This window comes from Halomonas sp. MES3-P3E (assembly GCF_002836035.1).
Classification (GTDB): domain Bacteria; phylum Pseudomonadota; class Gammaproteobacteria; order Pseudomonadales; family Halomonadaceae; genus Vreelandella; species Vreelandella arctica.
The window spans coordinates 51,990-67,783 of record NZ_PJBT01000191.1; the positions used below are offsets into that span (position 1 = coordinate 51,990).

Annotated in this window: 16 protein-coding genes and 3 tRNA genes; 13 read left to right on the top strand and 6 right to left on the bottom strand. The window is 52.8% G+C overall.

Annotated elements, in window-relative coordinates:
• Nucleotides 1–4 precede the first annotated feature (4 nt).
• Nucleotides 5–1,576: a SpoVR family protein gene (locus CXF87_RS19115; RefSeq protein ID WP_101147803.1), complete on the top strand. Its 1,572-nt coding sequence runs from the start codon at nucleotides 5–7 to the stop codon at nucleotides 1,574–1,576.
• Nucleotides 1,577–1,678: 102 nt separating this feature from the next.
• Here CXF87_RS19115 and CXF87_RS19120 read toward each other — a convergent pair whose 3' ends face one another.
• Nucleotides 1,679–1,993 carry a high-potential iron-sulfur protein gene (locus CXF87_RS19120; RefSeq protein WP_008958974.1) on the bottom strand — a complete coding sequence of 105 codons (315 nt, stop codon included), beginning with the start codon at nucleotides 1,991–1,993 and terminating at the stop codon, nucleotides 1,679–1,681.
• A gap of 266 nt (nucleotides 1,994–2,259) precedes the next feature.
• On the opposite strand from CXF87_RS19120, the gene CXF87_RS19125 reads away from it, so the two are divergent.
• Both CXF87_RS19125 and CXF87_RS19130 read left to right on the top strand, forming a co-directional pair.
• The gene (locus tag CXF87_RS19125; protein ID WP_008958975.1) at nucleotides 2,260–2,535 is read left to right on the top strand and encodes an Lrp/AsnC family transcriptional regulator; all 276 of its coding nucleotides are present in this window, start codon (nucleotides 2,260–2,262) and stop codon (nucleotides 2,533–2,535) included.
• A gap of 89 nt (nucleotides 2,536–2,624) precedes the next feature.
• Nucleotides 2,625–3,485, top strand: coding sequence for a DNA/RNA non-specific endonuclease (locus tag CXF87_RS19130; protein WP_101147909.1), 861 nt, complete (start codon nucleotides 2,625–2,627; stop codon nucleotides 3,483–3,485).
• Nucleotides 3,486–3,609: 124 nt separating this feature from the next.
• Here the strand turns inward: CXF87_RS19130 and CXF87_RS19135 are convergent.
• The 3 genes from CXF87_RS19135 to CXF87_RS19145 form a co-directional block, all read right to left on the bottom strand.
• A tRNA-Leu gene (locus CXF87_RS19135) sits at nucleotides 3,610–3,696 on the bottom strand.
• Between the two features lie 44 nt (nucleotides 3,697–3,740).
• A tRNA-Leu gene (locus CXF87_RS19140) sits at nucleotides 3,741–3,827 on the bottom strand.
• Nucleotides 3,828–3,922: 95 nt separating this feature from the next.
• Nucleotides 3,923–4,009 (bottom strand) — tRNA-Leu (locus CXF87_RS19145).
• Nucleotides 4,010–4,258: 249 nt separating this feature from the next.
• Here CXF87_RS19145 and rnr point away from each other — a divergent pair.
• The 9 genes from rnr to CXF87_RS19190 all read left to right on the top strand — a co-directional run bounded on the left by rnr (nucleotide 4,259) and on the right by CXF87_RS19190 (nucleotide 12,321).
• On the top strand, nucleotides 4,259–6,691 hold the full coding sequence (gene rnr / locus CXF87_RS19150; protein ID WP_101147804.1) for a ribonuclease R: 2,433 nt from the start codon (nucleotides 4,259–4,261) through the stop codon (nucleotides 6,689–6,691).
• A gap of 2 nt (nucleotides 6,692–6,693) precedes the next feature.
• Nucleotides 6,694–7,479 carry a 23S rRNA (guanosine(2251)-2'-O)-methyltransferase RlmB gene (gene rlmB / locus CXF87_RS19155; RefSeq protein ID WP_101147805.1) on the top strand — a complete coding sequence of 262 codons (786 nt, stop codon included), beginning with the start codon at nucleotides 6,694–6,696 and terminating at the stop codon, nucleotides 7,477–7,479.
• 236 nt (nucleotides 7,480–7,715) lie between these two features.
• Nucleotides 7,716–8,093 (top strand): 30S ribosomal protein S6, encoded by a 378-nt coding sequence (rpsF, locus tag CXF87_RS19160; RefSeq protein WP_008958979.1) that lies wholly within the window; start codon nucleotides 7,716–7,718, stop codon nucleotides 8,091–8,093.
• Between the two features lie 33 nt (nucleotides 8,094–8,126).
• A complete protein-coding gene (rpsR, locus tag CXF87_RS19165) occupies nucleotides 8,127–8,354 on the top strand; it encodes a 30S ribosomal protein S18 (RefSeq protein WP_008958980.1) in 228 nt (75 codons plus the stop codon).
• 12 nt (nucleotides 8,355–8,366) lie between these two features.
• Complete coding sequence (locus CXF87_RS19170) at nucleotides 8,367–9,218, top strand: hypothetical protein (RefSeq protein ID WP_008958981.1); 852 nt, start codon at nucleotides 8,367–8,369, stop codon at nucleotides 9,216–9,218.
• A 15-nt stretch (nucleotides 9,219–9,233) separates the two neighbouring features.
• Nucleotides 9,234–9,680 carry a 50S ribosomal protein L9 gene (gene rplI, locus CXF87_RS19175; protein ID WP_008958982.1) on the top strand — a complete coding sequence of 149 codons (447 nt, stop codon included), beginning with the start codon at nucleotides 9,234–9,236 and terminating at the stop codon, nucleotides 9,678–9,680.
• A gap of 302 nt (nucleotides 9,681–9,982) precedes the next feature.
• Complete coding sequence (gene dnaB, locus CXF87_RS19180; RefSeq protein ID WP_008958983.1) at nucleotides 9,983–11,371, top strand: replicative DNA helicase; 1,389 nt, start codon at nucleotides 9,983–9,985, stop codon at nucleotides 11,369–11,371.
• A 122-nt stretch (nucleotides 11,372–11,493) separates the two neighbouring features.
• Entirely contained in the window at nucleotides 11,494–11,787 is a 294-nt protein-coding gene (locus CXF87_RS19185) for a hypothetical protein (RefSeq protein ID WP_008958984.1), read from the top strand.
• Between the two features lie 231 nt (nucleotides 11,788–12,018).
• Complete coding sequence (locus CXF87_RS19190; RefSeq protein WP_008958985.1) at nucleotides 12,019–12,321, top strand: DUF6482 family protein; 303 nt, start codon at nucleotides 12,019–12,021, stop codon at nucleotides 12,319–12,321.
• Between the two features lie 37 nt (nucleotides 12,322–12,358).
• On the opposite strand, the gene CXF87_RS19195 is transcribed toward CXF87_RS19190, so the two are convergent.
• Both CXF87_RS19195 and CXF87_RS19200 read right to left on the bottom strand, forming a co-directional pair.
• Nucleotides 12,359–12,757 carry a thiol-disulfide oxidoreductase DCC family protein gene (locus tag CXF87_RS19195; protein ID WP_008958986.1) on the bottom strand — a complete coding sequence of 133 codons (399 nt, stop codon included), beginning with the start codon at nucleotides 12,755–12,757 and terminating at the stop codon, nucleotides 12,359–12,361.
• A gap of 9 nt (nucleotides 12,758–12,766) precedes the next feature.
• Nucleotides 12,767–14,353, bottom strand: coding sequence for a cryptochrome/photolyase family protein (locus CXF87_RS19200; protein ID WP_008958987.1), 1,587 nt, complete (start codon nucleotides 14,351–14,353; stop codon nucleotides 12,767–12,769).
• Nucleotides 14,354–14,496: 143 nt separating this feature from the next.
• Here CXF87_RS19200 and hemH point away from each other — a divergent pair, with 143 nt between their 5' ends.
• The gene (hemH, locus tag CXF87_RS19205) at nucleotides 14,497–15,576 is read left to right on the top strand and encodes a ferrochelatase (RefSeq protein WP_101147806.1); all 1,080 of its coding nucleotides are present in this window, start codon (nucleotides 14,497–14,499) and stop codon (nucleotides 15,574–15,576) included.
• The last annotated feature ends 218 nt before the right edge of the window (nucleotides 15,577–15,794 follow it).

Sequence of the window (15,794 nt, forward strand, 5' to 3'; positions counted from 1 at the left end):
GGCTATGAGTGCGACCCGCAAGCGCAAGCCGATTGCCACCGGCTCCGATTGGAACTTCAACCTGCTGGAGCGCTTCGATGCGGAGCTGGCAAGGCTCGCTGATGAGTATCGTCTGGATACTTATCCCAATCAGATAGAAGTGATCACCACGGAGCAAATGATGGATGCCTACGCCAGCGTGGGCATGCCGGTGGGCTACCACCACTGGTCATTCGGAAAGCAGTTTCTAGCCGTTGAAGGGGCTTACAAGCGTGGCCAGATGGGCCTGGCTTATGAGCTGGTCATTAACTCTGACCCTTGTATTGCCTACTTAATGGAAGAGAACACGCTGATGATGCAGGTGTTGGTGATGGCCCACGCCTGCTACGGTCATAACTCCTTTTTTAAAGGTAACTACCTGTTCCGTACTTGGACGGATGCCTCTTCTATTGTCGATTACTTGGTGTTTGCACGTAAGTATATCGCCCAGTGCGAAGAGCGCCACGGCGTGCAGGCTGTCGAGCAGCTGCTGGATGCTTGCCATGCGCTGCAAAACTACGGTGTTGACCGCTACAAACGCCCCTCACCGATTTCTGCAGAAGAGGAAGCGAAGCGCCAGGATGAGCGGGAAGCCTATCTACAAACCCAGGTTAATATGCTCTGGCGAACCATTCCCGAACCACCCACTGGGGAGTCTTCGCTGCCGGGTAGTTTGCACAATGCCAATGGCGATGACCCGTTAGGCTTACATAGCGGCGGGCTTTACCCTTCAGAGCCGCAGGAAAATCTGCTCTACTTTATTGAGAAAAACGCCCCGTTGCTGGCGCCTTGGCAGCGTGAGATTGTGCGAATTGTGCGCAAGCTGGCGCAGTATTTTTATCCCCAGCGGCAAACGCAGGTGATGAATGAGGGCTGGGCGTGCTTCTGGCACTACACGTTAATGAATCGACTCTACGACGACGGCAATGTCGATGAAGGGCTGATGCTGGAGTTTTTGCAGTCTCACGCCGCTGTAATTAATCAGCCAGCCTTTGATAGCCCTCACTTTAGTGGGATTAACCCTTATGCGCTTGGTTTCGCGATTTTTATGGATATCAAGCGCATCTGCGAAAACCCTACCGACGAGGATCGTGAGTGGTTTCCAGATGTGGCGGGCACACCGTGGCGGGAAACGGTGGAGTTTGCGATGCGCAACTTTAAGGACGAGTCTTTTATTCAGCAGTTTCTGTCGCCGAAGGTGATGCGCGACCATAAGCTGTTTTTAGTGGTGGATGATGATCAGTTAGAGGCCCTTGAAGTAGCGGCGATACATAACGAACAGGGCTATCGTCAGGTTCGTGAAGCGCTCGCGACGCAGTATGCGCTCTCTGTTCGCGAGCCCAATATTCAAGTGGTCGAGGCAGCGATTCGTGGGGACCGCTCTTTGACGCTTCATCACGTGCAGGATAATCGCCGCCCGCTGGGGCGCAGCGTTTATCCGGTCATTCGCCATTTACAGCAGCTATGGGGTTTCCCCGTACATCTGGTCTCAATGGAGGAGGGGCAAGTGACGCGACGTTTTCACTGGCCGGTTGAAGATGACAACCATGCTTCTTAATGCGTAAGCCAGCTTTTTAAAGTAGCCTTTAAAAAACGACTACCCCGCGCAAAGCGCGGGGTAGTCATTAGTACAGCAGTATCCGCGTTAAACGGCAGCTGTTTAGGCTTGTGCAGTCCAAGACTGACACCAGCCCGCAGGCTCAACACTGTTCTCAGGAAACAACTGGCAACCTTGTGTCTCTGCATTGAAGAACATGCAGTTATCGCAGCGCTCGCCCTCTTCATAAGCAGGGTGATCGCTTGCTTCACTGGCGTCTTCGACGTAGTTAAGCGCTTGAGCGTTGCTTGAGGAAGGATCAAGACGCGGCAGCTCTTGAGCGAAAGCAGTCTTGGAAAGAATACCTGCACCCAGCGGAAGGGCAGCTAGCCCTAACATGCTGTTGCGCATGAAGTCACGACGGCTCTTATTAGCCATGATTTCTCCTTATCGTCACGGTCTGACGTTTGGTCACGGTTGTCGGGTGGTGATCCACCTCTATTAGTGCTCCGAATAAACTTATAAGTCGGAGTTCTCTTTTACATGCTAGCGGATGTGCAAAGCTTGTGCGAATGCCTTGAGATGTACAGCGACAATTGGTCACGCTGTTGCTGGGTGCTGCGCTCGCTTCCTAGTCGCTGCTATACTCTGCGCAGCTTAAAGACGACATTTTGTTGCCATTATTTTCTCTTGAGGGGCACGCTATGCAAAACGCAGTCATTTTAATCAATACCGATAAAGGCCAAGTGAAAGCCGTGGCCGAACGCTTAGCTGATGTAGAAGGCATTAGTGAAGTTTATTCTACCTGTGGCCGCTACGACTTGGTGGCGATTGCCCGTACTCGCGATTTTGAAAGCTTGGCTGAGCTGGTAACGGAGCGCTTAAATGCCGTAGAAGGTATCAGCGATACAGAAACCCTGAATGCTATGCAGGTGCACTCTCGCCACGATCTTGAAACGATGTTTTCACTAGGCTGGTAATTGGGACCGCTTTTATCGCCACGGTGGTAGTAGCTTTAAGCGAAATAAAACGATAGGCGCACGTCAGCGCTAACCAGGGAGTAAGAGTGTTGGGAACATCGCTTTCGAGCTGGCGTCGGCAGGGTCGACGCTTGGGTATTGCCGTACTGTTTGTTGCCGTTGGTACGGGGCTGTGGGAATTCCAAGAGCGCCAGCATAAAGATGCTTATACGTGGATGGGAGTGCCTACCTGGGAGGAGTTTCGTCCCACTACGATTCACCGAGTACTACGTAACGATGGCTATTTAGTTGGCTGGTCTGATGTGCGGGTTAATCCGCTCTGGGTAAGCTATCAGGTAGAAGCGGTAGACGATTCAAGCATTGGTTCCCGGCCAAATTTTCAAGCCGATTGGCGCACACTGTGGCCGGTAGGCACGGATAGCTACGCAGGCAGTGGTTACGACCGAGGCCATCTGGCGCCCAATTATGCGATTGCTGCCGTGCACGGACGCAGCGCTCAAGTCGATACTTTCTTGATGAGCAATATGACGCCGCAACGACCTCAGTTGAATCGTCAGCTGTGGCAGCGTTTAGAAGCGGCGGTGATGGATCACTTTGCGCCACGCTTTGATCGTTTGCAGGTGATCACAGGACCCATATACCCCGAACGCTTTATGGATAACGTGTTTAATCGGGTAGGGCTGGTCGAAGTGCCCTCGGCATTTTATAAAATTATTGTCGCGCCACACAACGAAGCACCGTTAGCGCTGGCGTTTATTATGCCGCAGGATGTCCGCGGAAATGAGCCGCTGGATGATTACTTGGTAACGATTGATGACGTAGAAGCGCGGACGGGGCTTAACTTCTTCCCAGAGTTAACGACCGAAGTAGAGTCAGTGCTGGAGGGAGAGTTGCGTATACAAGGATGGGCACTTGAAGAAGTGGCACGACGCCCAGGGCGTTTTCAGTAAAGAGGAGGTGCTTTTAGAAAGGTACGGTACTTGAGAAAGGTGCGGTGCTTTAAGAAAAGCGAGTAAAACGGAGAGGATTAAAAGAGAAAAACTAATAATGATGCGGACTGGCCCATGTAACTCATGGTGCCCAGGAGAGGACTTGAACCTCCACGTCCATACGGACACTAGCACCTGAAGCTAGCGCGTCTACCAATTCCGCCACCTGGGCGCATCATCTAACGCTTAAATTATCTACTATCGTTTGTGCTCATATGGTGCCCAGGAGAGGACTTGAACCTCCACGTCCATACAGACACTAGCACCTGAAGCTAGCGCGTCTACCAATTCCGCCACCTGGGCGAACACAAACTTGTTGCTACTTACGTTGACTGGCTTATTGCCTGTACTTGCTTAGCACTGAACTGCGTATACAAAAAGATAGTATAAAAGCAGTTTGGTGCCCAGAAGAGGACTTGAACCTCCACGTCCATACGGACACTAGCACCTGAAGCTAGCGCGTCTACCAATTCCGCCATCTGGGCAAGTGGCGCGTATAATACCGGGGTGATGGTTAAATGCAAGACCCCTTATGCGCTTTTTATAAAGCTAATTGTATAAACAACGTCTAAGACGGTTGGGTGATTGAACGTGCAGCGCTATACTGCGCCTATGACTAAACAAAATCCTATTCATTTCAGCTTTTCAAACACTGAAATATCCCGCCCGCAACGCACTGCGTATGCGCTTTTTTTATGCCTCTCGCAAATGACGCCATCAAGGATGTTGCTCGTATGAAGTATTGGACGTTAAGTGATGATCCGCACGCCGAGCGCGAGGCGCATAAATATGGTAACCCAGCGCCGAGCCGGGAGTATTTGCTTGCTGCCTTAGAAACGTATGGCAAGCCGATTACCCATGAAAATATGAGCCGCCTGCTGGGTCTGGAAGACGAAGAGCTGATCGAAGCTGTCCGTCGCCGTTTGGCGGCGATGGAGCGCGATGGGCAAGTGCTGCGTGATCGTCGGGGCGCCTATGCGTTAATCGACAAGCTCGATCTGATCAAAGGCAAAGTGCTGGGGCACCGCGATGGGTTTGGCTTCCTCTTGCGGGATGATGGCAAAAAGCCGGACTTGGTATTGCCGCCGCGCCAAATGCGGCGTGTTTTTCACGGCGACCATGTGTTGGCACGCGTTAGCGGTCGTGATCGCCGTGGCCGTGATGAGGCGACGATTGCCGAAGTGATTGCACGTAACACCCAAACCATCGTTGGTGTTTACCGTAGCAATACCCCTGAGTTTGGCATTCTAATACCGGAAAATCCGCGCATTACTCAGGAAGTGATTATTCCGCATAGCGCCTGTGGTGGCGCTAAAGATGGCCAGGTGATCTCGGCCAAGATCGTTCAGCAGCCAGCCACCCGTGTACAGCCGGTAGGCGAGGTGATTGAAGTGTTGGGTGAGCGTATGGATCCCGGCATGGAAATTGATATTGCGATTCGCAGTTACGATATTCCTGCAGAGTTTCCGCCTGAAGTGCTCGACCAAATTTCTGGCATTTCAGCTGAAGTGCTGGAAGAAGACAAGCAGCACCGCGTTGACCTGCGTGATATACCGCTGGTTACCATCGACGATGAGTCTGCCAAAGACTTCGATGATGCGGTGTGCGCGTGGAAAACCAAATCCGGCAGTTGGAAACTGCTCGTCGCGATCGCGGACGTTTCCCACTATGTGCGTCCCGGCACGCCGTTGGATAATGAAGGCCGCACGCGGGGTAACTCGGTCTACTTCCCTGGTCAAGTGGTTCCCATGCTGCCGGAACTATTGTCCAACGGGCTCTGTTCGCTGAATCCCCACGTGGATCGTCTGGTGCTGGTGTGCGAGATGAATATTTCGCAAACCGGTGCGATTAGCCGCTACCGCTTCTACGAAGCCGTCATGAACTCTCACGCTCGCCTTACCTATAACAAGGTGGCGGCAATTCTTGATGAGAAGAGCGAAGAGGGCGAGGCGCTACGGACAGAGCACAGCGAGCTAGTAAAGCCGCTGAAGAATCTGGAAGAGCTTTACTACTTGTTGCGCGAAGCGCGCGCTGAGCGTGGTGCGATTGATTTTGATACCACTGAAACGGCGATCATCTTTAATGATGAGCGTAAAATCGAGAAAATCGTTCCGCGTAGCCGTAACAACGCGCACAAGTTAATTGAAGAGTGCATGTTGGCAGCCAATGTGGCGACCGCGCGCTTCCTGGATAAGCATGACCTGCCGGCGCTTTACCGTATTCACGAACGGCCGACACCTGAGCGGCTTGATAAACTCCGCCTGTTCTTGAACGAGTTAGGCCTTGCAGTCGGCGGCGGCGATATGCCCACTCCGCAGGATTACCAGGCACTTCGTGAAACGATTGCCGACCGCCCTGACTTCGATATCATTCAGACGGTCATGCTGCGCTCAATGAATCAGGCGGTCTATTCGCCGCAAAACGAAGGTCACTTCGGCTTGGCCTACCAGGCCTACGCCCACTTTACCTCGCCGATCCGCCGCTATCCTGATCTGCTGGTTCACCGCGCTATTCGTTCGGTGATTCGCGGTCCGCGCCAGACCAATACGGTGCTGCGCGTTGAGGGATCTCCGGTTGAGCCGCCGAGCAAGTGGTGCCCATATACCTTCGAGCAGATGCTCGAGCTGGGTGAACACTGCTCGATGACGGAGCGTCGCGCCGACGAAGCCACCCGTGATGTCGAGAGCTGGCTGAAGTGCGAGTTCATGTCCGACAAGCTGGGCGAAATGTTCGAAGGTACTATCGCTTCGGTCACTCAGTTCGGCCTCTTTGTTCGTCTGGATGAGTTCTACGTAGAAGGCTTGGTGCATGTGACGTCGCTGCCTTCGGATTACTATCACTACGAAGCTGAGAAGCACCGCCTGAAAGGTGAGCGTACCGGCACCACTTACCGCTTGGGCGATGGCCTTACCGTTCAAGTGGCGCGGGTCGATATGGACGATCGTAAGATTGACTTCGGCCTGGGGGATGAAAAACCCCGCCCACGCCGCCAGCCGCGTAAGAGCCGCGGTGGGGAAGGGGGCGCTGGTGCGAAAACAGGTGGTGCGAAAACAGGTAGTGCCAAAGCCTCTGGTGATAAACCATCCGGTAGCGAGAAACCCACTACGCGTCGCGGTCCACGCCGCACACGGAACGGCCCACGCAAACCATCACCGAATAAGGGCTGAGCATGAAGTCAGCGTCTTCACGGCGGGGTCCCAAGACCCCTGATGGGCTAGATCAGGTTTATGGCGTTCATGCACTGCAAAGCCTGCTAGATAGAGGTGAGGCACCCCGTGAGTTGTGGGTGCAGCAGGGGGCGGGGAGCCGCTTGAAAGAGTTGGTCGCCCACGCTCAGTCGCATGGCGCTCGTGTGAAAGAGCAACCCCGCGATTTGCTTGATCAGCTAACCCAGGGGGCTGCCCACCAAGGGGTAGTCGCGTTTTGTCCGCCGCTAACTCCCGAGGGCGAAGAGTCGCTCTGGCTTAAGCTGCGTGCTTGGCCCTCGAATACACCGCCACTGTTGCTGATTTTGGATGGCGTGACGGATGTGCATAACTTCGGTGCCTGCCTGCGCAGCGCGGATGCCGCCGGTGCGCACGGGGTGATCGTGGCGAAGGATAAGGCCGCACCGCTCAATGCCACCGTGCGCAAAGTTGCCTGTGGTGCCGCCGAGGTGGTGCCGGTTTATCAAGTGACGAATTTGGCGCGTACGCTTGCCAAGCTAAAAGATGCCGGTGTCTGGATAACCGGCACGGCAGGTGAGGCTGAGGCCAGCGTATTTGATATTGACATGACGGGGCCTACTGCCCTGGTGATGGGAGCAGAAGGCAAGGGTATGCGGCGGTTAACGCGCGAAGCGTGCGATAACCTTGCCAAGTTACCGATGGCAGGGGAGGTTTCTAGCCTCAATGTGTCAGTAGCTACCGGTATCTGCTTGTTTGAAGCTGTCCGACAGCGCCAGCTTGCAAGTTAACCGCCGTACTACTAAGATACACGCGCCCGTTTGTCTGCAAGCGGGCGTTAGCTGTGAGAATTAGTAATTGAAACTGTCGTTAAAAAACAGTTGTTGAAATAAAAGTTCTGTTTGATGCCCCGGTAGCCGTTTAATGCGGTGGCGGAGCACTTCAGTTAACTCCTTGCTTCCTTGTCGTCGTTTACTGCCTTTAGCAGTAGCACACAACGGAAGCTGTCAAACCGCAAGGAGATCCTATGCGTCATTACGAAATCGTGTTTATGGTCCACCCGGATCAAAGCGAGCAGGTGCCGGCGATGGTTGAGCGCTACACCAGCATCGTTACTGAAAACAGCGGCACTGTGCACCGTCTAGAAGATTGGGGTCGTCGTCACTTGGCTTACCCGATCAACAAGATCCACAAAGCCCACTACGTGCTGATGAATGTCGAATGTAACGGCGAAACTCTCGATGAAATCGAGAATATCTTCCGTTACAACGACGCCATTATCCGCAGCCTGGTTGTTCGCTGCAAAGAAGCGGTTACTGAAGCTTCCCCGATGATGAAGCCGGCAGAAGAAAAACGTCCGCGTCGCGAAGAAAAACCGCGCGCTGAAGAAGAAGAAACTGCCTGATTTTATTCACTGCACGTTTTAAGGAGCTAGTCCATGGCACGTTTTTTCCGTCGCCGTAAGTTTTGCCGCTTCACCGCTGAAGGCATCAAGCAGATCGATTACAAAGATCTGGACACGCTGAAGGCTTACATCACCGAAACCGGCAAGATCGTTCCAAGCCGTATTACCGGCACCAAAGCACGCTATCAGCGTCAGTTGGCGACTGCTATCAAGCGCTCGCGTTATCTGGCACTGCTGCCCTACTCCGATAGCCACCAGTAAGCGTTTAACGTGATGCTGGCACTAGCCCGATGGCTAATGCGGGGCACGCCTTACGCAGCAGGCGGGGCGGCCCTGGCAACGCTAGTGCCTTGGCTGTTCTGGTTAGGGGCAGCCATCGCCGCGTTGATGACGCTACGCAAAGGTTTTGCACCTGCGCTGCCAGTCATTATCGCTGCAGCACTGCCGGCTGGCTGGTGGTGGGCACAGGGAGACGTCATTCCGCTTGCTAGCATACTGCTGGTAACGCTGATGGCCGTTATCCTGCGCGAGAGGATGCGTTGGGGTGAAACGTTGATTGTGGGGACGTTGGTCGCCGCTGTCATGGTTCAGCTTGGCATCTTCAGCCCACCAGGCGGCACAGAGTTAATGCTTGAGCAGTTGCGGGAAGGTTCAGAAGAAGTGGACCGCATGCTCACGGAATTCGCCAATCAGGGCTACGATACCCAAACCATCGCCGCGTTAGTGGTGGGTGGGGTGACTGGGCTCGTCGTACTGTTGGCAGCAATAGTGTGTTTAGCGCTTGCGCGTAGTTGGCAAGCTGGGTTGTATAACCCAGGTGGCTTTCGCGAAGAGTTTCATGCACTACGCTTAACACCCAAAGAGCTGGCCGTATTGGTCGTCATTGGAGTGATAGGCATGCTGCTGGGCGCACACGCGCTGGCGATGCTTGGTTGGATTCCGCTGTTGGTAGCTGGCGTTGCGTTAGTGCATGGGTTTATTGGAATAAAGGGGATGAACGGGCTGTGGCTGGTAGCATTTTATGTGCTGCTAATCACGACCTGGCCCACGATTCTCATTGTGCTGCTGTTGGGGCTGATTGATACATTCGCGAACGTTCGCGCACGCCTTGCCCGCAGCAACTGACAAGAGGTTTACGAGATGGAAGTCATTCTGCTCGACAACATTGGTAAGCTGGGCGGCCTGGGTGACAAAGTCACCGTGAAGCCTGGTTATGGTCGTAACTACTTGGTGCCTTACGGCTTAGCCGTACCGGCCACCAAAGACAACATCGAAGCGTTTGAAGCACAGCGTGCTGAGCTCGAAGCGCAAGCCGCTGAGCGCAAGGCAGAAGCCGAAGTGCGCGCTGAGCAGCTAAACGACATCGAGCTGTCTTTGGTTTCCAAAGCAGGCGACGAAGGCAAGCTGTTCGGTTCTATTGGTCCGCGTGACCTGGCTGACGCCATTTCCTCTGCTGGCATCGATATTGCCAAGAGCGAAGTGCGTATGCCGACAGGGCCGATTCGCCAAACTGGCGAATACGACATTGCTATTCACTTGCACGCTGAAGTGAATACGACTGTACGTGTAGTAGTAGTTGCAGAGTAATTAAGTAAGTGCTACTTAAGTACGAGATAAGTGCCAAGTAAGTATTTAGTGCTTGGTCACTCACTGTACTGGCACGAACGCCTCAAAAGGCGCGGGGAAACCCGCGCCTTTTGTTATTTCTGACGCCTGTGCTGCAAGACGGTAGTGCTGGATAGTGTCATAAATCCGCCTGGTCTATTACGGTTTGGCGTTTTTCAGACAATGTCTAGATTGGCTGTGATGTCGGTGGTCGAACGTCCTCGCTCCGGCTAAGATACCCCTCTTCATTATTGGCTACGCTGTAGTATTTAAAGGAGCTCGCTATGCAGGACCAGCCTTCTGCTGATAAAGAAACGGCAGCGCTAAAACTGCCGCCGCACTCTCTGGAGGCGGAGCAGTCGGTATTAGGCGGGCTAATGCTGGATAACCAAGCCTGGGATAACGTCTCAGAGCGCTTGGTGGCGGATGATTTCTACCGTTATGAGCACCGTTTAGTGTTCAACGTGATGATTCATCTGGCTGAATCCGGTCAGCCATTGGACGTGGTAACGCTTTCCGAAGCGCTGGAAGCGCGGGATCACTTGGATACGGTCGGTGGGTTAGCGTTTTTAGCCGAGCTTGCGCGTAACACGCCCTCTGCCAGTAATATTCGCGCCTACGCCGATATCGTGCGTGAGCGGGCAACGCTGCGTAAATTGATCCGGGCTGCTAACCAAATCGCCGATAGCGCTTTTTCCCCTCAAGGGCGTCCGGCGGATGAATTGCTCAATGAAGCGGAACGGTTAGTGTTCCAGATTGCCGAGGAGCGTCCTAAAACCGGCGGTCCTATCGGTATGAGCGATTTGCTGACCAAAGCCGTTGATCGCATTGATGAGCTGTTTAACCTGAAAGGTGAAATGACCGGGCTTTCCACCGGTTTCCGTGACTTGGATGAGATGACCACTGGTCTCCAGCCGTCGGATATGGTGGTGATTGCAGGTCGTCCCTCCATGGGTAAAACCACCTTCGCGATGAACCTGGTTGAGCATGCGGTTATTTCCAGCGACAAGCCGGTCATGGTCTTCTCTATGGAGATGCCCGCCGAATCCCTGATGCTGAGGATGCTCTCATCGCTGGGTAGGATTGACCAAACCCGCGTACGTACCGGGCAGTTGGAAGATGAGGATTGGCCGCGCTTAACCTCCGCCGTCAATCTGCTCAAAGACAAACAGCTGTTTATCGATGATACCGCGGCCTTATCGCCAAATGAGATGCGCTCACGGTTGCGTCGGGTGGTGCGTGAGCATGGCAATATTGCACTGGTGATGATCGATTACCTTCAGTTAATGCAGATCCCCGGCTTCAATGAAAACCGTACCGGTGAAATTTCTGAAATCTCGCGCTCGTTGAAGGGCTTGGCGAAAGAGTTTAATTGTCCAGTCGTGGCACTTTCCCAGTTGAACCGCTCGTTGGAGCAGCGTCCGAATAAACGGCCAGTCATGTCGGATTTGCGTGAGTCGGGCGCCATTGAGCAGGACGCGGACGTCATTGCCTTCGTTTATCGCGATGAAGTCTATAATCCAGATAACCCCGATAACCAAGGTATCGCGGAGTTAATTATTGGTAAGCAGCGTAACGGCCCGATCGGCACCGTTCACATGGCGTTTATCGGTAAATATACCCGCTTCGAGGATTTGGCCCCGGATAGCTACGGTCAAGCATTCGGCGACTAGGTTTTTACAGGCTGGTTTGGGAAGACCGGCTTCAAAGCCAGCTTTGTGATGAGTCACTTGAGGATGGGGAGCGAGCTCGTATAATGCCCCACCCATGATATGCAAATAAACGGGAGTAGCAAATGGCAGGTGGATTTCGGCGCGGTAATCGGCAGCGTCTTCCTAAGCTAGAAGGTCGCGGTGAGCTTGAAGCACTTGAGCGTGAAGGGCCTTTCAAAGAGTGGTTAGGTATGCCAGATCTTTATCGCTACCATTTGGTCGTGGAGGGAGAAAAGTACAGCTATCAAACCGAAGATGGAGAGCTGCCCGTTAAGGTGGGGGATAAGGTCGTGTTTCGCTACAAAGAGACCAAAGGCGGCAACTGGATTGACCGTAATTCACTTGGCAAAGCCATCGACCCTTCTGAATACCAGTAAAATAACGACTTCTTGACGCTTCGGTCAGGAACTCTCTTGCGCTATTGCCCTCGAATGCAGTTGAAAATTAGTGGTTAAGAAATCAGTTGTTGAATAACCCACTATTGTGAGTCTATCTTTTAATGGATGTCACAACACTGCAACAACAGGGCAACAGGAACGTCATAGGGTGCAGTCATGCTGTGCCCTGATGCCATACTTGATGACATAGACAAATAACAGGAGGGAACCATGGAACTGAAGGATCTTAAGCAGTTTGTCGCCAGCCACGACAACTTTGAAATTCGCGTGATTACCCATTCGGGTAGCCGTTTTTATCAGGTTGAGCTGGAAGATGTTGAAGGCGAGCGCCATATGCTGATGCAGCGTTCTAAGCCAATGCTATTTCGCTCGCTGGATGATGCCTATATGGAACTCAAACGGGCTGGCATTCACCGCGCTTACTTAGTACAGCACGTGCCGCACGATGAAGTAATTGGTCGTGACGCTCATTACAGCGAGCCGCTTACATCGCGTATGCCGTTAGTATTTTAAGTTTACGCGCTAACCCAAACGCTTCACGTATAAATCGTTAACTCTTAGCTTTACGCTTTTCCCACCACCGCCCGATTCGTATTCGACGACGGGCAAAATAACGGTAACCGGCATTCATCACGCCGCGTACACCCGGTAAGCATGAAATCTTCACCAGTCGCCGGTAGCCCAACACTGCATAGAGGGCACGGCTGGCATCCATCCCGATATACCACTCTCCTTGGCTATCTTGTAGATGTAGTTGGCCCATCATCGCATTAAATTCCTGCCCGTACGCCTGAGCGTTAAAGTCACTGGCCTGGATATCTACCAGTGCGATGCGTTCCTGGTGACGATGCTTTTTAAGCCATGCCACTTCTTGCTGACAAAAAGGGCAGTGGCCGTCATGAAACAGCGTAACAGGGAGCGATGCCTTCAGTGGTGAGTAGCGGCTCATTGTTATTCCTTATTGGCGTTCGGTTGTGGATATTGCATAGCCTGCCGTGTGGCAGGATTGCCCGTAGCCTGGTGATGTCTCCAGTTGTGATAAAAAGTTTTCAGCCTGCTGGCGAATAGCTTCACGCTTCTCATCGGTCATGCGCCTCAGGGAGCCGTAGATTAGCTTCATGCGTGGGTTTTTATTTAATCGCTCCGCATTGGCTTCAAGGAAATGCCAGTAAAGGCTATTGAAAGGGCAGGCGTTGGGGCCGATGACCTGTTTTGGCGAGTAGCGGCAGTGCTGGCAGTGATCTGACATTTTGTCGATATATTTACCCGAGGCACAGTAGGGCTTGGAGCCCATTAAGCCACCATCGGCATGGAGTACCATGCCCAAGGTATTAGGCAGTTCCACCCACTCGCTGGCATCGGCATAAACCGCTAAGTACCAATCGCACAGAGCTTCCGGTTTGACGCCACAGAGGAGGGCAAAGTTGCCAGTGACCATTAGCCGTTGAATATGATGGGCGTAACTATTGTCGATGGTCATTTGAACGGCGCGATTTAGGCACCGCATATCGGTGTCTGCGTCCCAATAAAAGGCTGGTAGTTCGCGCTTAAAGCCTAGTGGGTTGGCGCTTTTGTAGCTGGGCATCTGTGTCCAGTAGAGCCCGCGCACGTATTCGCGCCAGCCAAGAATTTGACGGATAAATCCTTCAACCGCATTAATCGGGGCTTCACCGGTGTAATAACACTGCTCTGCGGCTTCGCAAACCTCATGAGGAGACAGTAGGCCGATGTTCATCGCGGCAGAGAGTCGCGAGTGATACAAATAGGGTGCGGAATCGCTGATGGCATCCTGATAGCGGCCAAACTGAGCCAATCCATGCTGCATAAAGTGCTTAAGATCCACTAATGCCTGCTTACGGGTCACCGGAAGGTTAAAGTTCGTCAGTGTGCCCATATGATCACTAAAGTGGCGTTCCGCATCGGCCAGAGCGTCTTGGGTAAGCTTGTCTTGGCGGTGTTGTGGCAGCTCAGGAAACTCAAGCGCTGACTTGATGGGCTGGCGATTATCGTGATCAAAATTCCACTTGCCGCCAGCAGGCTCATCGCCCTCCATCAGGAATCCGGTCCGCTTGCGCTGTTCACGGTAAAAATACTCAAGTCTTAACTGTTTGCGGCCACTTGCCCACTGGCTAAAATCGCTGGGCGTCGTAAAAAAACGCTCATCTTCAAGAAGCCGCCAGGGAATCGTGGCGTCTTCACGCTGGTGCATCGTCTTCCACAGCCGCCACTCTCCAGGCCGCGCAACGCGTATCTCGTCGCAGCCATACTGTGCGGCTATACGCTCGGCTTCCTCAATGAGGGAGTGGCAATTATCGGCATCATCCAGGGCGCTGTAATGGACTTGGAAACCCTTATCACGCAGTGCCTGGGCAAAGTGACGCATGGCGGCCAAAAAAAGGGCGATTTTGTGAATATGATGAGGCACATAGCGTGCTTCTTCAGCGACTTCGCACAGAGCAACGACCGCATTGGTGGGGGCTTCTTGCAGCGTTGTGAGTGAAAAAGAGAGCTGGTCGCCGAGTACTAGAAGCAGAGGCTTAGACATGAGTTGGCCTGTAGTTATACAAATGATGTCAATAGTATAACTTTATGCCGCCGCTTTGCCGAAAAGTGATAGGATTTAGCCCTCTGGTATTCATAAATTGTATTAGTGATCAGTGACACCGTTATTTTCCAGGAGCAAGTGTAATGACCGAAAATGTCGTCAAGGATCAACCGGCCGAGGGTCGGTTGGCCCATGCACCTAGTGATCACCCGTCGGTGCCGCGTGCCAAGGTCGGTGTTGTGCTCGCGAACTTGGGAACACCGGATGCCACCGACTACTGGTCAATGCGTCGCTACTTGAATGAGTTCCTGTCCGATAAGCGCGTGGTCGACTATGCCGGTTGGAAATGGCAGCCACTGCTGCAGTTGATTATTTTGACTAAGCGTCCTTTTTCGTCGGGTAAGGCGTATCGTAGTATTTGGAATAACGAAAAAAATGAGAGTCCGTTGTTAACCACGACCCGGGCTCAAACCGAAAAAATGACGGCGCGGCTGAAAGCACTCTATGGTGACGATGTCGAAGTCGATTTTTGCATGCGCTATGGCAACCCTTCTACTAAAAGCGTGTTGACCCGAATGAAAGAGAAGGGCTGTGAAAAAATCGTCTTTTTCCCCCTCTACCCTCAGTACGGTTCTCCTACAACGGCAACGGCTAACGACGAAGCATTTCGTACGTTGATGAAAATGAAGTGGCAGCCATACATTCGCACAGTGCCCGCGTATTTCGACCATCCTGCCTATGTTCAGGCGTTGGCTAACTCGGTACAAGAAGCCTATGACGGTTTTGCGACCCGGCCCACCAAGCTTGTCGCGAGCTACCATGGGGTGCCCGAGCGTTACTTGATGGAGGGAGACCCTTACCACTGCCAGTGCCAGAAAACCACTCGTTTGCTGCGTGAGAAGCTTGGTTTCAGCAAAGAGGAGGTCGATACCGCCTTCCAGTCACAGTTTGGCCCTGAAAAGTGGGTTGGCCCGCAAACCGTCAAGCATGTAGCGGAGCTTGCCAAGCAGGGGCATAAACATATTGCGATTATGTCGCCGGCTTTCTCGTCAGATTGTGTCGAAACCCTGGAAGAGATCGAAGAGGAGATTCGCGATAGCTTTATGGAAGCGGGCGGAGAGACGTTTAGCTACATTCCTTGCCTGAATGATCGCGACGACCATATCGAAGCGCTACTAAGAGTTATCAATAATGAATTAGCGGGTTGGTTGTCTATTGCCTAACGTGTAACACCTTATTTGCTATAGTCATTTCTTGACAACAGCCGCAGACGAGTTTTTGTTCGCCAGCGGCTGTTTGCGTTTAAGCGTTTGACTGGTCAGTCAAAACCATCTGTTATAAGGTGTACAACTTTAGAATCACACTACTTCAACGCTGGCATGCCAGTGACAGGGCATGATGCCTGGGTATTCGCCTCAACCTCCAAGGTGAGCCTTTCATT